15 protein-coding genes are annotated in these 21,501 nt (G+C 68.0%); 10 read left to right on the top strand and 5 right to left on the bottom strand.

Annotated features, from left to right (window positions below; translation table 11 throughout):
• Positions 1–102: 102 nt before the first annotated feature.
• On the bottom strand, positions 103–5,490 hold the full coding sequence (locus AC1DBX_RS11010; protein ID WP_476931745.1) for a peroxidase family protein: 5,388 nt from the start codon (positions 5,488–5,490) through the stop codon (positions 103–105).
• Between the two features lie 569 nt (positions 5,491–6,059).
• Here AC1DBX_RS11010 and AC1DBX_RS11005 point away from each other — a divergent pair.
• Entirely contained in the window at positions 6,060–8,408 is a 2,349-nt protein-coding gene (locus AC1DBX_RS11005) for an FdhF/YdeP family oxidoreductase (RefSeq protein ID WP_476931744.1), read from the top strand.
• Between the two features lie 193 nt (positions 8,409–8,601).
• Here AC1DBX_RS11005 and AC1DBX_RS11000 read toward each other — a convergent pair whose 3' ends face one another.
• Positions 8,602–8,919, bottom strand: coding sequence for a DUF6457 domain-containing protein (locus AC1DBX_RS11000; RefSeq protein ID WP_476871529.1), 318 nt, complete (start codon positions 8,917–8,919; stop codon positions 8,602–8,604).
• 115 nt (positions 8,920–9,034) lie between these two features.
• A complete protein-coding gene (locus AC1DBX_RS10995) occupies positions 9,035–10,024 on the bottom strand; it encodes a LysR family transcriptional regulator (protein WP_476871539.1) in 990 nt (329 codons plus the stop codon).
• 131 nt (positions 10,025–10,155) lie between these two features.
• Here AC1DBX_RS10995 and AC1DBX_RS10990 point away from each other — a divergent pair, with 131 nt between their 5' ends.
• From AC1DBX_RS10990 to AC1DBX_RS10950, 9 genes are read left to right on the top strand one after another with little or no spacing between them, the layout of a single operon-like run.
• Positions 10,156–11,034 carry an FAD binding domain-containing protein gene (locus AC1DBX_RS10990; RefSeq protein ID WP_476871528.1) on the top strand — a complete coding sequence of 293 codons (879 nt, stop codon included), beginning with the start codon at positions 10,156–10,158 and terminating at the stop codon, positions 11,032–11,034.
• A 5-nt stretch (positions 11,035–11,039) separates the two neighbouring features.
• Complete coding sequence (locus tag AC1DBX_RS10985; protein WP_476871527.1) at positions 11,040–11,621, top strand: (2Fe-2S)-binding protein; 582 nt, start codon at positions 11,040–11,042, stop codon at positions 11,619–11,621.
• Positions 11,618–14,011: an aerobic carbon-monoxide dehydrogenase large subunit gene (locus AC1DBX_RS10980; RefSeq protein WP_476871526.1), complete on the top strand. Its 2,394-nt coding sequence runs from the start codon at positions 11,618–11,620 to the stop codon at positions 14,009–14,011. Before AC1DBX_RS10985 ends, AC1DBX_RS10980 begins: the two co-directional genes overlap by 4 nt.
• A complete protein-coding gene (locus AC1DBX_RS10975) occupies positions 14,011–14,994 on the top strand; it encodes an XdhC family protein (RefSeq protein ID WP_476849590.1) in 984 nt (327 codons plus the stop codon). The genes AC1DBX_RS10980 and AC1DBX_RS10975 overlap by 1 nt, the downstream gene beginning before the upstream one ends.
• Entirely contained in the window at positions 14,978–15,628 is a 651-nt protein-coding gene (locus tag AC1DBX_RS10970) for a nucleotidyltransferase family protein (protein WP_476871525.1), read from the top strand. The genes AC1DBX_RS10975 and AC1DBX_RS10970 overlap by 17 nt, the downstream gene beginning before the upstream one ends.
• The gene (locus AC1DBX_RS10965; RefSeq protein WP_476849588.1) at positions 15,625–16,548 is read left to right on the top strand and encodes an AAA family ATPase; all 924 of its coding nucleotides are present in this window, start codon (positions 15,625–15,627) and stop codon (positions 16,546–16,548) included. The genes AC1DBX_RS10970 and AC1DBX_RS10965 overlap by 4 nt, the downstream gene beginning before the upstream one ends.
• Positions 16,541–17,848: a vWA domain-containing protein gene (locus tag AC1DBX_RS10960; protein WP_476931743.1), complete on the top strand. Its 1,308-nt coding sequence runs from the start codon at positions 16,541–16,543 to the stop codon at positions 17,846–17,848. Before AC1DBX_RS10965 ends, AC1DBX_RS10960 begins: the two co-directional genes overlap by 8 nt.
• Complete coding sequence (locus AC1DBX_RS10955; protein ID WP_476871523.1) at positions 17,838–18,620, top strand: SRPBCC family protein; 783 nt, start codon at positions 17,838–17,840, stop codon at positions 18,618–18,620. The genes AC1DBX_RS10960 and AC1DBX_RS10955 overlap by 11 nt, the downstream gene beginning before the upstream one ends.
• Before the next feature lie 9 nt (positions 18,621–18,629).
• Positions 18,630–19,757: an XdhC family protein gene (locus tag AC1DBX_RS10950; protein WP_476871522.1), complete on the top strand. Its 1,128-nt coding sequence runs from the start codon at positions 18,630–18,632 to the stop codon at positions 19,755–19,757.
• Between the two features lie 189 nt (positions 19,758–19,946).
• Here AC1DBX_RS10950 and AC1DBX_RS10945 read toward each other — a convergent pair whose 3' ends face one another.
• Positions 19,947–20,492 (bottom strand): NAD(P)H-dependent oxidoreductase, encoded by a 546-nt coding sequence (locus tag AC1DBX_RS10945; RefSeq protein WP_476871521.1) that lies wholly within the window; start codon positions 20,490–20,492, stop codon positions 19,947–19,949.
• Positions 20,489–21,358: an SDR family NAD(P)-dependent oxidoreductase gene (locus AC1DBX_RS10940; RefSeq protein ID WP_476871520.1), complete on the bottom strand. Its 870-nt coding sequence runs from the start codon at positions 21,356–21,358 to the stop codon at positions 20,489–20,491. Before AC1DBX_RS10940 ends, AC1DBX_RS10945 begins: the two co-directional genes overlap by 4 nt.
• Between the last annotated feature and the right edge of the window lie 143 nt (positions 21,359–21,501).

The raw sequence follows: 21,501 nt of genomic DNA, 5'->3' as shown, positions 1-21,501 counted from the left end.
GCAATAGTGCTGTATACCGTGTCGGAAAGTGGCTTTCCAACAAGTGAGGAAGCCGGCTGGCGGACCGTAGCGGCCCCGCCAGCCGGCGTTCTCAGACTGCTGTTACAGTGCTGTTCCCGTGGTGAATGTCCACCCGATGTTGACCAGCGGGTTACCTGCCAAATCACGAATCGCGGCGGTGCCACCTTGTAGGTGGACAAGGTACTGCGTATTCGCGGTCAGGCTGGCCGATGGGTCGATAGTCAGCATCCTTGTCACGGAGTTGAACGTGACGGTCGCTGTCACCCGAGCCCCGGCCGGATTGGTCAGCCAAGCTGTGGTCGACGAGAACCCGGTGATGGCCTCACTGAACGTGGCGGTCACGTTGCTGTTGCGCAGCACCCCCCTGGCTCCCGCGACGGGAGTCCTGGCAGTGACAGTGGGCGCCGGGCCCGTGGTGAACTGCCACGTGCTCGTCGCCATCGTGTTGCCCGCAACGTCACGGATCCCCGAGAGGGTAGCCGTGTACACCCGGTCTGCCGTCAGCGTGATGCTCGGGTCCAGAGTCGCAACCCGGGTGAGCACGTTGTAGGACACGACGGCGGGAACCAGTGTGGTGCCGAGCCGCAACTGGAACGTGGTTCCGCTGACTCCCGTCACCGCCTCGCTGAAAGTCGCCGTCACATTCGCCGTCTGGCTCACGGAGCGGGCACCGGATGCCGGTGTCCGCGCTGTCAGGGTGGGAGCCACGAATTCGGTACGTGGTGTCACCGCTGCGGTGCGGGCTGAGAATCCGCCCGTACCCACTGCGTTGACTGCGGCGACGTCGAACGTGTACGCCGTCCCGTTGGTCAGGCCCGTCACGAGGACGCTTCCGACGTTTCCGGTGACTGCCTGCGTCTTGATCAGGGCAGTTCCGGCGAAGGCCCGCACCGAGTAGCCGGTGATGGGCGATCCGCCGGTGTTCGTCGGAGCGGTCCACCTCACGGTCACCGAGGCATTCCCTGCCGTGGTCGTCCCGATGGTGGGCGCTCCCGGTACGGTTGCCGTCGTCGGGCTCACCGTGTTGGAGAGTGCCGAGAACGGGCTGTCACCGAGGGCGTTGCTGGCGAGCACCTGGAACCGGTATTGGGATCCGTTGGTCAGACCGGTTACCACCAGGCTGGTGGCGCCTGCCGGAGCGGTGCGCAGGGCACCGACCTGGACGCCGGCCGGGTTCGTCGTCACGTCGAGCACCTTCACAGAGAAGGCATCGGCAGGGCCGACCGCCGGTGCCGTCCAGCGAACCGTTGCCTGCCCGGGGCCGGCGGTTGCAGTGCCGATGACCGGAGCGCCTGGCAGTACGGTGTCGGAGAACCGCAGGAACTCGATGTTGCGGATCGTGTCCGTGCCGTCGACGCCGACGTTGTCGACCACCGTGGTGGTCGAGCCCGCCGAACCGATCGTGCCGTTGCCGCCGGTGGTGGTGACGGTGTAGTTGGCCCGCGGTCCGGCGAAGATCGCAACGTCCCGGTTGCCCGCGGTTTCGAGGGCGGTGGGGGTCACGATTTCGCGGACAGCCACCAGGTTCCCGGGGTTGACGACGCCGGCCGCTACTGCAGCTGCCAGGGTCAGCGGGTTGCCTGTCTGGTACTGGCGCTCCATGAGGTCGGTGGTGCCGATCTCGACGCCTGCGTCGTTCCGCACGCTGATGCGGATCTTCAGGTACCGGTCGCCGTCGATGACGTCGTTGCCGCCACGGCCTTCGATCTTGTCACTGCCAAGGCCGCCGATGAGGATGTTGCCGTCGCCCCAGACCTGGCCGGTCAGCGGGCAGACGCCCATCGGTGAGAGTGCGGCCACGGGTGCCAGCGGGGTGGTCGGTGCCGGCAGGATGGCCTGCAGGCCGGCGATCCGGTTGATGCCCGTCTGGTCGAGGACGTCGCAGCCACTGAAGCCTGCACCACCTACGGTGCTGGGCACTGCGTCGTCGCCCCGGATGACGTCGTCAAACTTCGAACCGGAGTTGGCTTCCACTTCCTGCCAGCGGTCGCGGTTGACCACGACGGGGAGCGGGACGCCGATCAGGTTGTTGTTGATCTTCATGTCGTCATCGGCTGCCACCGTGTCGTACTGGTGCGTGGCCCAGTCGAAGCCGGCAGCACCGGCGTAGCGGTCGATGGCGGCATTGCTGGTCATGATGTCGTCGCCACCTTCGGCGTCGTAGTCGTTTTCACCCACCTGGCCGACGAAGATGTCGTTGCCGGGCTTCGTCTGCGCCGGGTCATCGAAGAACGGGGCGCCGTGATCGCCGATCAGCAGGTCCTGGCCGGACCCGCCTTGGATCCAGTCATCACCGCCGTCGCCGAACGTGGCGTCCGCGCCGTCACCGGACTGCACGAAGTCATTTCCTTCACCGGCGAACGTTTCGTTGTCGTTCGCGCCGCCGTTCGTGAAGTCCTGGCCGTCGCCGCCCATGTTGATGTCATCGCCGATGCCGGAGTTGAGGTAGTCGTTGCCCGGACCGCCCTTGAGGACGTCGGCGCCGGACAGGTCGGTAATCCTGTCGTTGCCGATGCCGCCGAGCGCGATGTCGTCACCGCCGTTGCCCTCAATGACGTCGTTGCCTTCGTTGCCGAGAAACGTGTCGTTGTCATTGCCGCCGGTGACGCGGTCGTCGCTGGCAGTGCCGTTGTAAACGGACTGGCCGTTGATGCCGCTGGGATCGACTGTGTTCTTCTCCATGTACTGGATGGTGCCGTCGGGCTTGCGCAGGAGCAGCAGGTTCTCCTGGCATTCGGTGGTCGTGTCATCCGCGACTGTGGCCCCCGATGCCGTGTAGCCCGCCGGAGTACCGGCCAGGTTGCGCAGCTGGAACTTGCAGTCGGCGGTGGCAAACGCATCGGCCTTGAGCGAGTTCGCGTCGGTGTTGCGCATGATCATCTCGGCAAAGGAGTTGCTCTCCAGCTGCGCCCGCAGGTTCATGCCGGGGGTGCGCAGGAGATAGTAGAACCGGTCGCCGTTCTGCAGGTCGGTCATCTGGTTCTCGAACACGTAGTTGAACGTGCTGCCGAGGAGCCCGCCGAAGAGGTTGGTCTTCTCCGCCAGGCCGCCGACCCAGAGGTCGACCTTGTTCAGGCCGGTCTCCTGCGTCGCCCACGGTCCGGCACTGTTCATGAAGTCCGACATGTCGGCCGTGGGAGGAGTTGCCAGGGTGCCCGGATCAACGATCGTCTTGGCCGCTGCCCGCTTGGCCGCCAGCGTGGTTGCGCTGGTGATGGTCGGGTAGGTGCCGTAGGCGGCAACGAAGTTGACCAGCGATTCCGGGTGCTTGAGGTTCTGCCCGAAGTCCGCCCAGCTCGTGTAGGGAGCCAGTTGGGCATCGCCCGTATCGTTGTTGATCTGGCGCCGCAGCTCGTTGAGCGGCGGCACGCCTTCAGACCGTGCGCGCGTCATGTTGATCGTCGCCAGGTCCAGGGGCAGGCCCAGGAGGTTGTTGCGCAGCGTGTCCGTGACAAACTCGTCCAGTTCGTTGCCGACCTGGTCGCTCATGCCCATGACGATGCTGCCTGCGGCTTCTTCCGAGGTCATCCCGGCAGGAGTGCCGTTGTTGACGTACTCGGGCGGGTTCAGGAAGCCGTTGAGCAGGGAGACGTTGTTCTCGGTGCCGTCCGGGTTGGTACGGGCGATGGTCTCGGTCAGCATGGAGTGCCCGAACCGGTAGACCGCGTGGGCGAATTCCGCCCGGATCGCCGCGTTGATTTCCGTGTGGTAGACGTGGAAGGGCTGGATTGCCGGCTGGACCTTGCGGCCGAACTCCTCGAAGACGAGGTGCTGGTATTCCATTTCCGTGACAAACCGGGCTGCCTGGAACAGCCGCTCGCCGTTCCACCCGTTGGCACCCGCGGCCAGCTTCCACTCGGCCAGCGCGGCAACGCCGGTGGTCGAAGTGTCGTTGGTGAGGGTGTTCTCGATATCCGCCACGAGCCGGTCGTGCTCCGAGTGGAACACCTGGTGGATGGCGGTCAGGCCGATGTTCTCATTGACACGCCCGTCACCGGCGCAGAAATGCGCGTTGAGCATTTCGTCGTCGTAAGTCCCGGCGGGCTGGCTGGCGAAGTCTGCCGACGCCGTGGTGTCAGCGTCCGGGCTCAGGCAACCGGCCGGGACCCGGGGCGTTACGCCGATGGCAGTTGTGCAGGGCCCCACGGTTCCCGGGTCCGCGTTGTGCGCGATGTCGGTCAGGAACGGCGTGTCGAAGTGCCGCACGTTCGCCGGCACTGGAACGGGGGCAGCAGTGTTGCCCTCGACCAGGCCGGTCTGGGTGACGAACTGCGGCAGGCCGCGGGCGGGACCGGGGATGAACTTGCCGTACGGGTCCGCTGCGATCATCGGGATGTTGGTGACATCCTTGTCCTCGAGCCGGAGGCCCAGGAAGATCGCCGCCTGCGACTTCACGTCTTTCCACGTCGACATGCCGCCGGCGGTGGGGCCGGCAGGACCGCCGAGCAGCTTGCCGGTGGAGACAGGCCTGCCCGCGGCGTTGTTGATGTACTCCCGCAGGAACACCTGGTGGGAGGGGTGTGACGTGTACGTCTGGGACTGGTCCACATAGGGCGAGTCCGTGTTGGCGGCGTCCTGCACGTCATCCGCGGTGCCCAGGATGCCGTCGGTGCCGGGCTGGTTCTGTGCCCGGGTGAGGACCATGAATGCGCTGGGGCTGTTGGCGGGTACTTCGTCGCCCGTGCCGGCTTTGCCGTCGGGGCCCACCGTGATCAGCGGGTCGTCGGCCTTGAGCGGAACGAACACCGTTCCGCCGCCCTTGACCGTCTGGTCCACACCGTGGTCGAAGAACTGCCCGAACAGGGTGAACAGCGAGTTGTACGGCGGGGAGAGTCCGACGTCGGTGGTGACGTTCGGAATGAACAGCGTGTCTCCGGTGGGGACACAGCCGGCCGGCACAGCCTCGACCGGCGGTACCGCCAACGGATCAGGATCGGTGGTGCAGGGGAACAGCCCCGGATTGCCTTGGGTCCGGACCGGGAACCCGGCAGCGGCCACAGCGGCGGGATTCGTGGCCGTCTGGTCCACGATCAGGTTGCTGATTTGGCGGGGCTGGGAGTCGAACACATTGCCCGACTTTTGCGCGTAGGAGGAAGTCCCGGCAGGGCCGAAACCGGCCGGGACGCTATCCGCGCTGCTGAACGACGGCGTCGTGTGACGCGGGAAAACCTGATCGGCGGCGCCAAACGTTTCACGGCCCTTGATCAGGTTGTTGCAGGAGCCGTCAACCGTGCGGAGACCGTACGAGGTGAGGGCGTCGGGAATCTGGTTGGGGCCTGTTCCCACAAGCGCCCCACAGGGGCCCGTGGCCGACGTCGTGTTGGCGACGTGGGCCTCGGCGATCTTGATCTGCTTGAGGATGTAGGCCAGGTCGGCCGGGGTAACGGTGAAGCCTGCGCCGACGGGTGCCGGTGCGGCGTTGGCGCCAAGCGCCGTGGTGGTGAGTCCGATGAAACTGAGCAGGGTCATCGCTGTCCCTGCGGCTACTGCGCGGGTTGGCCGACTAAAGACACGTCTTTGGCCGTCGACCTTCCTGCATGCGAACAAATTCATTGCACACCTGCCTCTTAGAGTGAGTGATGGTGCAAGAGTGCTGGGTGATTCCTTGGAGAAAACTGGAACCGGCCGGTAACTGACGATCCGGACCGCAGTCCGGTGCTATCCGTGGCCCCTGGCTACCCGGACCATGCTCTGGGGCTACGTGCGCAGACGCTTTAGGCCACTCGCCCTGTGCTCGACGGCGCCGCCGCAGCCTACGCGGGAACGACTGCACGGGCGCACTGTCGACGAATAACAGCCGAGTAACGGATACCCCCCGAGGACCCGTTTTTTGGCCTCCGCTACCTGAGGCCGGTGCACAGCAGATCCCCAGCTTGCGCCAAGGTGGTGCTGCTAATGGGGGCGCGCGCAGTGCATGGACGTGTGCCGGGCAATTGCTTGCGGCGCTCCGATCAAGCTGATAGGCCTGACGGTAAGGTGCAGAGTGGCAGATCAGCACGCCGCCCCATCCGGGTGGTGGTTGCAGAAGGGAAGTTCACGTGACTCGCAAGACTCCTCACATCGAGGAACCGTCCGAAAAGGATCTCGTCGTCGGAGACGGGCCGAAAAGCTGGGCAGCCGGCGTCCCGGGCGTGTACCACTCCATGAAGCCGGCCATCGAACAGATGGGGCTGAACCGGACCCGCAAGACCGTCATGGCGATGAACCAGAAGGACGGCTTCGACTGTCCGAGCTGCGCGTGGCCGGATCCCCACCACCGCAAGGCATTCGAGTTCTGCGAGAACGGGGCCAAGGCGGTGACCTGGGAAGCGACCCCGGTGGTGGTTCCCGAAACTTTCTGGGCCGAGAATGCCGTCAGCGACCTGCGCAGCCAGACCGAGTACTGGCTTGGCATGCAGGGCCGCCTGACCGAACCGGTGTACAAGGCCGCCGGCGAGGACCACTACAAGGGGGTCAGCTGGGACGAGGCGCTCCGGCTCGTGGCCGACAAGCTCAAGGGTCTGGACTCCCCCGACCAGGCGGCGTTCTATACGAGCGGCCGGACCTCGAACGAGGCTGCCTTCCTCTACCAGCTCATGGTCCGCGGCTACGGCACCAACAACCTGCCGGACTGCTCCAATATGTGCCACGAATCCTCCGGCTGGGCCATGGGCCAGACCATCGGCATCGGCAAGGCGACGGTCAGCTTCGACGACTACGCCAAAGCCGACCTGATCATCATCATGGGCCAGAACCCCGGCACCAACCACCCCCGGATGATGACCGAACTCGAGGCGTGCAAGCGCAACGGCGGTGAGATCGTGGCCGTCAACCCCCTCCCCGAAGCGGGCCTGCGCCGGTACAAGAACCCGCAGCAGGTCAACGGGGTCGTCGGTCACGGCGTCCAGATCGCGGACCAGTTCCTCCAGATCCGGATCGGCGGGGACATGGCGCTGCTGCAGGCCGTGTCCAAGCGCGTGCTCGACGCCGAGGCCAAGAACCCCGGGACGGTCCTGGACCACGCCTTCCTGGCCGAACACTGCGAGGGGCTCGAGGAGCTCAAGGAACACCTCGCCGGGCTGGATGAAGGCACAGTGCTTGAGGCCACGGGCCTGCGCAGCGAGGACATCGATGAGCTGACCGCCCGCTACCTCAAGGCCGAGAAAGTCATCATCACCTGGGCCATGGGCATCACCCAGCAGAAGAAGGGTGTTGCCACCATCAAGGAGATCATCAACCTCCTGCTGCTGCGCGGCAATATCGGCAAGCCAGGCGCCGGCGCCTCCCCCATCCGCGGGCACAGCAATGTGCAGGGCGACCGGACCATGGGCATCTGGGAGCAAATGCCGCAGTCCTTCATGGAGGCCCTCGGCGAGGAGTTCGACTTCGAGCCGCCCCGCGAACACGGCGCGGACGCCGTCGAGACCATCAACAAGATGCGCGCGGGCGAGATCAAGGTATTCGTCGCCCTGGGCGGCAACCTGGTGGGTGCCATCTCGGACACGAACGCCGCCGAGGCTGCCATGCAAAACACGGAGATGACGGTCCAGATCTCGACCAAGCTGAACCGCTCGCACACTGTGACGGGCCGCGAGGCCCTGATCCTCCCCACGATGGGCCGGACCGAGATCGATATCCAGGAATCCGGTCCCCAGTTCGTGTCGGTGGAGGACACCGTCTGCGCAGTGCACCCGTCCTGGGGCAGCGTCGAGCCGGTGTCCCACCATCTGCTCTCGGAGCCGGCCATCGTGAGCCGGCTGGGCAAACTCCTGGTGGGCGACAAGATCAGGGCCAACTGGGACGGCTATGAGAAGAACTACGACCTCATCCGGGACCATATTTCGCGCGTGGTGGGCGGCTGCAAGGACTACAACCAGCGGATCCGGCAGGAAGGCGGGTTTGTCCTCGCCCACGGTCCCCGCGACTCCCGCACTTTCCCCACGCCCACCGGCAAGGCCGTGCTGACAGCCAATGATCTTGAACTTGTCGAACGGCCGGAGGGAACCCTGATCCTGCAGAGCATGCGCTCCCACGACCAGTTCAACACCACCATCTACTCGCACAACGACCGCTACCGTGGCATCAAGAAGGGCCGACATGTGGTGTTCGTGAACCCTGACGACATCGCCGAACTCGGCCTTGCGGACGGGCAATATGTGGACGTCCGCGGCGTATACGACGACGGTGAGGAACGCGTGGTGCGCAAGTTCCGTGTGGTGTCGTACCCCACGGCACGCGGTTGCGCTGCTGCCTATTACCCCGAAGCCAACGTGCTGGTGCCGCTGAACCACACGGCCGAAGGCAGCAACACGCCAGTCTCGAAGGCAGTCATCGTCCGGCTCGAGCCGAGCCTGGACCAGACACCCGACGGCGCGGCAACAGCCCCTGCCCGGGTGGCCTCACGCTAGGCACCCGTCAGCCGGGGCCGGGCCAGTCCGCACCACCGGACATGCCCCGCCCCGGCCACGGCGAGTGGACATAACACCAACATGCCCATGCCCGCCCCCCACCGCGGAGCATGTCCAGTGGCTGCGGACCGCGCGCATGGCGTGATCCCTGTGCATCAGGTCCGGCGTGCTTCCAGGGTGCTCGCGGGGCGGGCTACTGGGCCCTCTTGGTCCAGCCTTCTTCGTCCGGGCCGCCCGACTCGCCATGTTCGCAGAGCTCGATGACCTTGTTCGACGCGGCGTGCACAGCCTCCTGCGTGCCCTTGCGGCCCTTGGTGGACGCAGTACCCGCCGCGTAGCCCACGATGAACGCACTGATCGCGTCCGCATGCGGCCCGACGGCTTTGACCGATTCCTCCGCCACCTGGACGATCTTTTCGTGGTCGACTTCCAGGTCGAGGATCTGCAGCGCCTGGATCAGCCGGCTGCTCCAATGCCGCAGCGAGCTGTCTTCGTCTCGGGACAACGTCATTGCTACTCCTTCTCGCAGGGTGAATGGATCGTCTAACCCTCAAGGGGTAGCACCCGCCCCCGGCGTTGCGCAACGCGACACAGCGGCAGGCGGCAGGTGGCACGCAGGCGGCCCCTCAGCTCCAGAGCGCCACGTGGAACTTGGATCCCCGCCGTTCCAGCCCTCGGGAACCGCCGGGGGCCACCATGGCCGCGGTGGCGTCGGCGGTGCCGGCAAACCGTTGGAGGGTCCGCGCCATGGTGGTGGCCCGGCCGCGGTCCAGGGTACTGGCCCACCAGAGTCCGGAGATCGGCGTTCCGGCTACCGGCACACGGACCAGGGAACCGCTGCGGATTTCAGCCCGGACAATATGCCCCAGCGCCAGCATGGTTCCCTCTCCGGCCCTGACGGCGGCCAGGGCCTCCGTTTCGCTGCTCAACCGGACGATCTCCGGCGCCACCGACTGGGCAGCCAGCCACCGGCCCTCCTCGCTGGCCGCCTGAATGCCGGCGGGGCCGGCAAACCAGGGTCTGCGCACCAGTTCGGCCGGCGCGACCGGCCCGTGGAGGGCGGCGATCGGATGCCCGGCGGCCGCCACGACGATCCGCTGGTACCGCAGGAACGGGACGGAGTCGATGCCGACGTCGCCAGTACCGTTGGCGAGGGAGCCGTTGCGGGCGGCGGGCCTGGCCCCCAAAGCGATGTCATAGACGCGTTCCCGCATCAGCGAGGCGATGTCCTCGGCCTCCTCCACCACCACATCGACGGAGGCCCCGGGAACCCGGCGGGTGAAAAGGTCGAGCAGGCGCCCCGCCGCGTGCTCGGCAAACGGCGCCGTCGCCACGATTTTCAGGCGCCCGGTCTCGGTCTGGGCATGTGCCACCTCCCACCGGGCCCGGTCCGCCAGTCCCACGATGTCCTGGGCATGTTCGGCGAGCGCCCGGCCGCCGGGAGTCAGCGCAATCCCGCCATGGGCGCGCACGAAGAGCGGGTCGCCCAGATCCTGCCTGAGTGCGGCGAGCGCCGTCGATACTGCCGGTTCGCTGACTCCGAGCTGGACGGCGGCCGCATGGAGGGAACCCAGCTTGGCCACCAGGGCGAACGTCCGCAACTGTCCCAATGTCATCGCCACGGCTTCATAACCTTTCGCTTATGACGATATTGACAGCCCTGTCAGGCCGGGGCAAGACTGACCTCAATCCGGCGCCAGGCAGCTGCTACTCCACGCCGCCGGCCTTTCGGAGTGAGGTAGGGACTATGCAGATTCCGGCTCCATTTGACTACGTGCGCGCCACTACGGTGGAGAACGCACTGGAACTCCTTGCCCGGTACGGACCCGAATCGCGGGTGGTTGCCGGCGGCCATAGCCTCCTGCCGATGATGAAGCTCCGCCTCTCCCGGCCCGAATGGCTGATCGACATCAATGACTTATACGAGCTCGATTTCATCCTCCGTGACGGCAACAAGCTAAGGGTCGGCGCCCTGACGCGCCACACCACCCTGCTCGAGTCGGACGAGGTGGCCGGGCTGTTCCCCATCGTTCGGGACGCCGAGCGGGTGATCGCCGACCCCGTGGTCCGCAACCGCGGCACCATTGGCGGCTCGCTCTGCCAGGCCGACCCGGCCGAGGACCTCTCCACGGTGTGTGATGTCCTGGGCGCCGAGGCAGTGATCCGCGGACCGGGCGGCGAGCGCATCCTGTCCATGTCCGAGTTCCACCGCGGACCCTATGAAACCGCGGTCGGGCACGATGAACTGCTCTGCGAACTCAGGTTCGGCATCCGCCCCCGGTCGGGCAGTGCCTATGAAAAGGTCGAACGCCGGGTCGGAGACTGGGCAGTCGGTGCCGCCGGTGCCGCTGTCACCCTCACCGCGGACGGCACTGTCGACGACGCCGCCGTCGGGCTCACCGCCCTGGGCCTCGACCACCCCCTGGCCGGGGCCGCCGCCGTGCTCCGCGGCCGGCATCCGGAGGAGGAGCTGTTCGCCGAGGCGGGCAGGCTGGCAGCGGAGGCCTGCGATCCGGTGGCTGACCAGCGCGGCCCCGTCGACTACAAGCGGCATCTCGCCGATGAGCTCACCCAACGGGTACTGCGGCGGGCCTGTGCCCGCGCCGCCCAGATGCAGGAAGGCTGAAGCCGATGCAGATCAGCATGACCGTGAACGGCACCGACGTCACGAGCGAGATTGAGCCCCGGGTGCTCCTGGTCCACTACATCCGCGAGGTCCTGGGCCTCACCGGTACGCACTGGGGATGCGACACAAGCAACTGCGGGACGTGCGTGGTCCTGATGGACGGACAGCCCGTGAAGTCCTGCACCGTCCTGGCCGCCATGGCCGCGGGGCACGACATCCGCACCGTCGAGGGGCTGGCCAGCGGCGGCACCCTCGACCCCGTCCAGCAGGGTTTCATGGAAGAGCACGGGCTGCAGTGTGGCTTCTGCACCCCGGGGATGATGCTCACGGCCCGCGCGCTGCTGGATAAGAATCCGCACCCGGACGACGCCGAGATCCGGCAGGCTATTTCCGGGCAGATCTGCCGGTGCACGGGCTACGCCACGATTGTCCGCTCGGTGCAGTGGGCCGCCGCCCACCCGGCCGGCGGCGGCGCGGACGATGCGCCGGCAGCCGAGGAAGGCCTGGCCGACACGGACACCGCCGTCCCGGATGCCCGCGTCCCGGATGTCACGGCGGAAACAGAAGACACGGAGGTGAAGGCATGACCGTCATCCATGACCGGCCGTCAAACCCGGCCGCAGGCGATGAGGACCGTCCGATCGGCTATGGCCGCATCCAGCGGAAGGAAGACCCGCGCTTCGTGCGCGGCAAGGGGCACTACGTGGACGACATCGTGCTGCCGGGGATGCTGCACGGCGCCATCCTGCGCGCTCCGGTGGCGCACGCCCGGCTCGTGTCCATCGACACCACCAACGCCCTCGCGCATCCGAAAGTGGTCGCAGTCATCACCGGCAAGGACCTTCTGGGCCTCAAGCTCGCGTGGGCGCCGACACTATCGGCGGATGTCCAGGCCGTGCTGGTGACCGACAAAGTCCGGTTCCAGGGGCAGGAAGTCGCGTTTGTCGTGGCCGAGGACCGTTACGCCGCACGGGACGCCCTGGAGCTGATCGACGTCGAATACGAAGTCCTTCCCCCGCTGGTGGACGCCCGCAAGGCACTGGACCCGGACGCCCCGGTGATCCGCGATGAGATCGAGGGCCGGACGGACAACCGGATCTTCGACTGGGAGATGGGCGACAAGGCCGAAACTGATGCGGTGTTCGCCTCCGCGGATGTTGTGGTCAGCCAGGAGATCGTCTACCCGCGGGTCCATCCCGCACCGATGGAGACGTGCGGCGCCGTCGCCGATTTCGACGCCGTCAACGGCAAGCTGACGCTCTACGAGACCACCCAGGCACCGCACGCGCACCGGACCCTGTTCGCGATCGTCGCCGGCATCCCCGAGCACAAGATCCGGATCGTCTCCCCCGATATCGGCGGCGGTTTCGGCAACAAGGTCGGGATCTATCCCGGCTACATCCTCGCCGTCGTCGGTTCGATCGTCTCCGGCCGCCCGGTCAAGTGGGTGGAGGACCGCTCCGAGAACCTGATGTCGACCTCGTTCGCCCGGGACTACATCATGCAGGGCGAAATCGCGGCGACCAGGGACGGCAAGATCCTCGCCCTGCGCACCCACGTGCTGGCCGACCACGGCGCGTTCAACGCCACGGCCCAGCCCACCAAGAACCCGGCCGGATTCTTCTCCATCTTCACCGGCAGCTACGACCTCGCGGCCGCCCACTGCTCCGTCACCGGCGTCTATACCAACAAGGCGCCCGGCGGGGTCGCGTACGCGTGCTCGTTCCGGGTTACCGAGGCCGTGTACCTCGTGGAGCGGATGGTCGACATCCTTGCCCGCAAGCTGGACATGGACCCGGCGGAACTGCGGCTGAAGAACTTCATCAAGCCGGAGCAGTTCCCCTATGCCAACAAGACCGGCTGGGTCTACGACTCGGGCAACTACGAGGCCGCCATGCGCCTCTCGATGCAGCTCGCCGGATACGAGGACCTCCGCCGCGAGCAGGCCGAGAAACGCGAACGCGGGGAACTCATGGGCATCGGGGTTTCCTTCTTCACGGAAGTCGTCGGAGCCGGGCCAAGGAAGCACTTCGACATTGTGGGCCTCGGCATGGCCGACGGCGCTGAACTGCGCGTCCACCCCACTGGCAAGGCCGTGGTGCGCATCTCGGTGCAGAGCCAGGGCCAGGGCCACGAGACCACCTTCGCCCAGATCGTGGCGGAAGAACTCGGCATCCCGCCGGAGGACATCGAGGTGGTGCACGGGGACACCGACCAGACGCCGTTCGGCTTGGGCACGTACGGCAGCCGTTCGACGCCGGTCAGCGGCGGCGCCGTGGCCCTTGTAGCCCGGAAGGTGCGCGAGAAGGCGAAACTGATCGCCGGGGCGATGCTGGAGACCCGCCCCGAGGACCTCGAATGGGAAAAGGGCCGCTGGTTCGTCAAAGGCGATCCGAGCGTCGGCAAGACCATGGCCGAGATCGCCATGGGCGCCCACGGCACCGTTGCCTTGCCTGAGGGCGTGGACGGAAACCTCGACGCCGAGGTCACCTACGACCCGCCGAACCTGACCTTCCCGTTCGGCGCCTACATCTGCGTCGTCGACATCGATCCCGGCACGGGGCAGGTCAAAGTGCGGCGCTTCATCGCGGTGGATGACTGCGGCACCAGGATCAACCCGATGATCATCGAAGGCCAGGTGCATGGCGGGCTGACGGACGGTGTGGGCATGGCCCTGATGGAGATCATCGAGTTCGACGAGGACGGCAACTGCCTCGCCGGGTCCTTCATGGACTACCTGATCCCCACGGCCATGGAAGTGCCGGACTGGGAAACCGGATTCACTGTCACGCCCTCCCCGCACCACCCGATCGGGGCGAAGGGCATCGGCGAGTCCGCCACAGTCGGCTCACCGCCGGCGATCGTCAACGCTATTGTCGATGCCCTGGCGCCGTTCGGCGTCACACATATGGACATGCCCTGCACCCCGGCCCGCGTCTGGGCTGCCATGCAGGGCCGGGCCCGGCCGCCGATCTGATGGCCTCCACCGCAGGATCCCTGGCCGCCAGGGCCGATGAACTCGCCAGCCGCCGCGAGCCGTTCGTCCATGCCACGGTGGTCCGCGCCCAGCATCCGACGAGCGCCCACGCCGGGGACACCGCCCTGGTGCTGCCCGGCGGAGAGATCCACGGCTTTGTGGGCGGAAACTGCGTGGAGGAGTCGGTGCGCGAGTACAGCCGGCAGGTCCTGGCCACCCAGGAACCCCTCCTGCTGCGGGTGCTGCCCGGAGAACCGTCCCGCACCGCGGAGGAAGGCGCCGTCGAGGTCACCAACCCGTGCCTGAGCGGCGGGGCGATCGAGATCTTCCTCCAGCCGCGGATTCCGGCGCCCCGTGTCGTGGTGGTGGGCACGACGCCGGTGGCGCAGGCCCTGGAAACGCTCGGCTCCGGCGTCGGCCTCGAAGTCGAACTGACGGACGGCGAATCCGCAGATCCCCGCGGGGACGACGCGGCATTGATTGTCGCCTCGCACGGAAAAGCGGAAGAGCGTGCCCTGGAAGCCGCCCTGCGGGCCGGCGTCCCCTACGTTGCCCTCGTGGCCAGTAGAACCCGCGGCGCCGCCGTCCTGGAATCCCTCGACGTCGACGACGCCCTGCGGCGGCGGGTTTTCACACCGGCCGGGCTGCAACTCGGCGCCCGGACCCCCGGGGAGATCGCCCTGTCCATCCTCGCCCAGCTGGTCGGTGAACGGTCCAGGGCGCGGCGCGCCGCCCCGCCCCTGGCGTCCGCTGCCGCGGCCGCCACGAGCTTCGGCACGGAGCCAGTACCATCGGAGCCAGTTCCATCCGAGCCGGCACCACCGGGGCCGGCGAGCGCGGTCGACCCGGTGTGCGGCATGTCTGTCCCGGCCCTCGAATCGTCCCTGCACCTGGTTCACGAAGGGGCCGCCGTCTACTTCTGCTCGCCCGGCTGCCGGGCCGCCTTCCGCAAAGATCCGGAACGCTATGCCGTTACGACCTGACCCGTTGCCGGCGGCAGAAAGCCCCGGGCCCCGGACCGCCGGCATCATCCTGGCCGCGGGCGGTTCCCGGCGACTGGGCCGGCCGAAGCAGCTGCTGCCCTACGGCGCCGGAGTGCTGCTCGATGCCGTCCTGGCGACTGCCCGGGACTGTGGCTTCGGCCAGACGGTGCTGGCCCTGGGCGGCGTAGCGGCCGACGTGGAGCGCACTGTGGACACCAGCGGCTGCGATGTGGTGCTCAACCCGGACTTCGGCGAAGGGTGCGCGTCCTCGATCGCCACGGCGCTCGCCGCCCTCCATCCGGGCACCAGCGCCGTCGTCCTGCTGCTCGGCGATCAGCCCGGTGTCCGGGCCGCGAGCGTCCGCGCAGTGCTTGGCGCCCTGCAGCCCACTCCTGCGCACACTGCCGGCATCGCGGTGTGCCGCTACGACGACGGCGTGGGCCACCCGATGGCGTTTGCCCGGCGCCTGCTGCCGGACCTGGCCGCCCTGCACGGGGACAAAGCCGTCTGGAAGCTCCTGGCACAGCGGGCGGACGACGTCGTCGAGGTCCGCACAGCCGGCCCCGTCCCCCCGGACGTCGACACCGAAGACGACTACCGGCGCCTCCTTGCCGGGCTGCTGGGGGCCCTATGACGGCGGCGGCGCGGGCTGGCGCGGAGGAGGACGTGCGGCGCCGGGTCCCGGATGTCGGATCGCTGATGGCCGCGCTGGACCGGGCCAACTACCTGGCCGACGTCGGACTGGCGACGGCCCTGTTCCTGGCTGTCCGCCTGCCGCAGCCCATCCTGCTCGAGGGCGAGGCGGGGGTCGGAAAGACGGAGGCCGCTAAGGCGCTGGCCGAGCTCCTCGACACCCCGCTGTACCGGCTGCAGTGCTACGAGGGAATCGACGCCGGTGAGGCCCTCTATGAGTGGAACCACCAGCGCCAGCTGCTCGGCATCCGGCTGGCCGAAGTCCGCGACACCGAGGTCACGGAAACGGACCTGTTTGCCTCCCAGTACCTGCTGCGGCGCCCGCTCCTGCAGGCGCTGGAACATCCCGGCCCGCGGCCTGCCGTGCTGCTCCTGGACGAGATCGACCGCGCCGACGCCGAATTCGAGGCCTTCACCTTTGAACTGCTGGCCGAATCCGCCGTCACCATCCCGGAGCTGGGCACAATCCGCGCCACCCATCCCCCCATCGTGATCCTGACCTCCAACCGGACCCGGGACCTTCACGACGCCCTGACCCGCCGCTGCCTGTACCACTGGATCGACTACCCGGGACCCGCCCGGATTGCCGAGATCGTGCGCCGCCGGGTTCCTGCCAGCAGCGGCCCGCTGGCCCTCCAGGCCGCTGCCGTCATCACCCGGCTGCGCACCCTGGACCTCGCCAAGCCGCCCGGGATCTCCGAGGCAATCGACTGGGTCTCGGCCCTGGCCGTGCTGGGGGTGGAGCGGATCGACCCCGGCACCACCGAGCAGACGTGGGGCTCCATCGTCAAGAACCGCGATGACCTCGAACTCGTCGGCTCCCGCGGCGCGGCCTGGCTCGTGGACGGCACCGATGGCTGAAGACCACGGCCCCGCCCAGAACAACAGTGCCACCGATCAGCCGCCGCAGCCGCCATTGGTCGAGGCGGCCGCCTTGTCCGCCGCGTTCGTCACGGCCATCCGGAGGGCCGGCCTGGCGACCTCGCCGGACCGGGCGGCGCGGCTCGCCGAGGCGCTCCACCTGATCCCCCCGGCCCGGCTTGAGCAGCTCTACTGGACCTGCCGCGTGGTGCTCGTGTCCGCCCGCGAAGAAGTGCCCGTGTTCGATGCCGTCTTCGCGGCCGTGTTCCGCGGGAACGCCGGTCCCGCCCAGCCGGGCAGCGTGCCCGGCGCGGCAGCGGCGCCGCCCGCACCGGCGCTCCGGACCAGGCCCGCAGCGCCAGGGAGCCAGACGCCGGGCCCGGCCCCCGGCACGCCGCAGCGGCCGCGCCTGGCCTTCCCCGGCCGGGACGGCTCCGCGGAGGACGGCCGCACTGACCGGGAGGCCGTCCTTGCCATGGTTTCCGCAGACGAACACCTGCAGGTGACATCCTTCGCCGAGCTTTCCGCCGATGAAGTAGCGGCGGTCCGGCGGCTGGCGGCGGCGCTGCAGCTCGCGACGCCGCTGCGCCTGAGCCGCCGCACGCGCACGTCGGCCCACAGCACGGCGAGCCTGGATGTCCGGGCGACAGTGCGCGCTGCCCGCCGGTCCGGGACCGACGCCCCGCTGCTGCTCTATGCCCGCCGGCGCGAGCAGCGCCGCAAACTGGTGTTGCTCTGCGATGTTTCGGGATCGATGGAACCCTACTCCCGGGTCTTCGTATCCTTCCTGCAGGGCGCCGTGACCCGGGCCGGGGCGGAAGCCTTTGTCTTCTCCACCAGGCTGACCAGGCTGACACGGCAACTGGCCCTGCGTGATCCGGACCGGGCCCTGGCCCGCGCCGCTGTCTCCGCGCCGGACTGGGCCGGCGGAACCCGGATCGCCGAATGCCTCCGGCGCTTCGTCGACGAGCACGGCCGCCGCGGACTGGCGCGGGGCGCTGTGGTGGTGGTGTTTTCGGACGGCTGGGCCTACGAGGATCCGGAACAGGTCGCGGCGCAGATGGCGCGCCTGCGCCGGCTCGCCCACCGGATCATCTGGGTGAATCCGCGCAAGGCAGCCCCGCAGTACCGGCCCCTCGTGGGCGGCATGGCGGCGGCCCTGCCCTACTGCGACGCCTTCGTCAGCGGCCACAGCTACCGGGCCTTGGCGCAGGTGGCTGCCGCCATTCGCGGTGAGGGGCCGCCTTCACAGGACACGCACGAACGAGCGAGAGGCAAGGAACCAGCCCATGCACATTGACAGCACGTTCTCGGTGGTCGCACCAATAAGCCAGGTGTGGGACACGCTGATGGACTTTGAACGGGTGGCGGGTTGCCTTCCGGGGGCCAGGATCCTGAACAAGCTCTCGGACGACGCCTACCAAGTGGGCATGACGGTAAAGCTCGGCCCGGTCACGATGCAATACAAGGGCCTGCTGAACGTCATTGAACGAAACGCCCCGGAACATCGTGCGGTCCTTGGCGGCAAGGCCCAGGAGACCCGCGGACAAGGCACCGCCGAGGCCACCGTCACCCTGGTGCTGGCCGAGGACGGAGCGGCCACACGGGGTTCCGTCAGCGCAGACCTGGCGCTGTCCGGCAAGGCAGCGGCCATGGGCAAGGGGGTGATCGGCGGCGTCACGGAGCAGATGATGTCGCTCTTCGCGAAGAATCTGCAGGCCATGCTCACTGAGGCAGCACCCCCTGCGCAGGAAGCCCCTGCGGGACCGACCCCTGCGGCGGTCCCCGAACCCACCCCGGCTCCGGTCCCCGCGTCGGCGGCGGCCGCGCCGGAACCGGTCCCTGTGCCTGTCTCGGCGGCGGCGGCGCCGGAACCGGTCCCTGTGCCTGTATCGGCGGCGGCCGCGCCGGACGGCAGCCTGGATGCGCTGAGCCTCGCCAAGGGAATCGCGGCGGAGCAATTGTCCAGCCCGGTGAAGGTCCTCGGCGTTATCGCCGTCGTGGCGTGCATCGCGTACTGGGCCGGCCGGCGTTCGGCGTTCCGGCTGCTCCGGCTGTGCGGCAGGCTCTGAGGAGCGCCGATGCGTGATGTCCTCGCGGCCATGTTGCCCGACTGGCGAAGCGGTGCCACGGCAGGCCTGGCCACCGTTGTGAGCACATTCAGATCTGCGCCCCGGCTCCCCGGGGCCGCCATGCTGGTGACGGCCGGCGGCGAGGCCGTGGGCTCCGTCTCCGGCGGCTGCGTCGAGGGCGCCGTCTACGAGCTCGCCACCCAGGTCAAGGACGACGGCGAGCCGGCCCTGGTGCGCTACGGGATCAGCGACGACGACGCCTATGCCGTGGGCCTGACCTGCGGTGGAATCATCGACATCTTCGTCGAACCTGTCTCCCGGCAACACTTTGCCGAACTCGACGCCGTCGCCCAGGACATCACCGCCGGGCGCCGCGTGGGCGTCGCCACGGTCATCGAACACCCGGATGCCGGCCGTGTGGGGCGGCACCTGGTTGTCAGGCCGGACGGTTGCGCGGGTGACCTGGGCTCGGACCGGACCAACCGCGCCGTCGGCGACGACACCCAGGGTCTTCTCGCCGCCGGCCGGACGGGCATCCTGAACTACGGCGTGGACGGCGAGCGGCTGGACACCGGCATGCGCGTCTTCTTTGCCAGCTATGCACCGCCGCCGCGCATGCTCGTCTTCGGCGCCATTGACTTCGCCGCGGCGCTGGCGCGGCTGGGCGCGTTCCTGGGCTACCGGGTGACCGTCTGCGATGCGCGGTCCGTCTTCGCGACGCCCGCGCGATTCCCTGACGCCGCCGAGGTGGTCAACGCGTGGCCACACCGGTACCTAAGCGAGCAGTTTGCCCAAGGGCTGCTGGATTCCAGGGCTGTGCTCTGCGTCCTGACCCACGACCCGAAGTTCGACATCCCCGTCCTTGAGGTGGCCCTGCGCGGCAGCCCCGTGGCCTTTATCGGCGCCATGGGATCCCGGCGCACGCACGAGGACAGGATGGCACGGCTTCGGCAGACGGGACTGACTGGGGCCGAGTTGTCCAGGCTTCACAGTCCTGTCGGCCTGGATCTGGGCGCCCGCACCCCGGAGGAAACGGCGGTGTCCATCGCGGCAGAGTTCATCGCCCAACAGTGGAGCGGCAGCGGGGAGCCGTTGCGGCAGCTGGGCGAACGGATCCACCACGACGAGCAGTTGTGACTGTGTGGCCATGACGGCGGACGAGGCCCTGCGCTGGACGCCGGCGGTGCTGCTGCTCGCGGCAACGGGCTACTCGGCCGGGCAAAGCCTACGAGGAGCCGGGCCGGCGGGTCTGCTTTCATGTTCGCTGCCCAGGCCGCCTGACCGCCGCTCCCCCAGTTGCTTCGGATCCGACGCACCGGATTCCGGCTACCGCGCGGCGACCGCCGCGGGAGCCAGCAGTTCGCGGTACCGGGCGGCGTGCCGGCCGAGTTCGTCGGCGTCCACCCGGGGTGCCGAATGCAGGATGAGTGGCCGGGCCATCTCCAGGCCGCACAAGTGCGCAGTCGCGTCGAGGGGGCGCAGGAGCTCCTCCATCGTGAAGCGGTTGTGTCCTGCCGGCGCGTAGGAGGATTCAGGGCCGCCGGTCGACAGCACCAGCTGGAGCCGCTTTCCGTGGAGGGCGTCGCCTCCGGCGCCGTACGCGAAGCCGTATGTGAGCACCTGGTCCATCCACTCCTTCAGGACCCCCGGGACGGAGTACCAGTGCCACGGGAACTGCCAGACGATGGTGTCGTGCCCGCGCAGCAACTCCTGTTCCCGGGCGGTGTCGAACCGCCGGTCCGGGTGGGCGGCGGAGAGGTCATGCACCGTCACGTGCTCCAGGTCCATGATGGCTGAGGTGAGGTGCGCGGTGATCCGCGAGCTTTCCAGGTCAGGGTGGGCAACAAGGACGAGTGTGCGCTGTGGGGTCATGGAAGGTTCGTGCTTCTTTCAGAGTCGGATTCGAGGCCGACCAGAGCCGAGCTGACCTGCCAGAGGCGGTCAATATCGGACTGGCTGTAGCTGCGTTTTGATGATTTCTTGGGAGTGCTGCTGGCAAAGTACTGGCCGGTGACGTTTTCGAGCTCCGGCGCCGAGGCAAGGTAGATGGAGGTCCGGGCGCCCTGCTCGGGGGTTTTCATCCACCGCTGAACCAGCGGTGTCAGGAACTCTTGCAGCCGGCCCGGATCTTCGGCTCCGAACGCCGTCGCCACGACTCCGGGGTGGAGCACATTTGCGGTGACGCGGGTGCCGGAGAGACGTGCGGCGAGTCCGTAAGTGAACAAGACGTTGGCCAGTTTCGACTGGTTGTACGCCCGCTGCCCCGAGTAGGACCGTTCGGCCAGCAGGTCCGCGAAGTCCATCCGGGCCATGGCCTGGGCGCCGGACGAGACCGTTACGATCCGCGCCGGTCCGCTCTCCTTCAACCGTTCAAGGAGCAGGTTGGTGAGCAGGAAAGGAGCAAGGTGGTTAAGGGCGAAGGTGTACTCAAGTCCATCCACGGTGACGCGGCGGGTGTTCCAGAATCCGCCCGCATTGTTGACCAGCACATCGAGGCGGTCCAAGGTATTCAGCACCTCCTCGGCCAGCCTGCGGACTTCCCGCTGGGAGGAGAGATCGGCGGTGAACACCTCGACGGGGGCCGACGCCACAGCGCGGATCTCCTCAGCTGCCCGAGATGCCCTGTCAGCGTTGCGGCCGGTGATGGCAACCCGCGCACCCAGGGCGGCCAGACCCAGAGCCGTGGCCTTGCCGATCCCGCCGGTGCCTCCGGTGATCAGAACTGTCTTTCCTGCCATTGACAGCATTCGGTTCTCGCTCTCGGTGTTCGTTGCCGCAAAGCTGCATGAGTGGGGTGTAGACAGGTTTGTCTACATCGGGAACGAAGGTATCAGACAGAACTGTCTGTGCACAAGCAGCGGCCGGCCCTGCTCCACCGCGG

Source organism: Arthrobacter sp. 10N44_2, from assembly GCF_056394385.1.
This window is presented reverse-complemented; position numbering and strand designations above follow the sequence as displayed.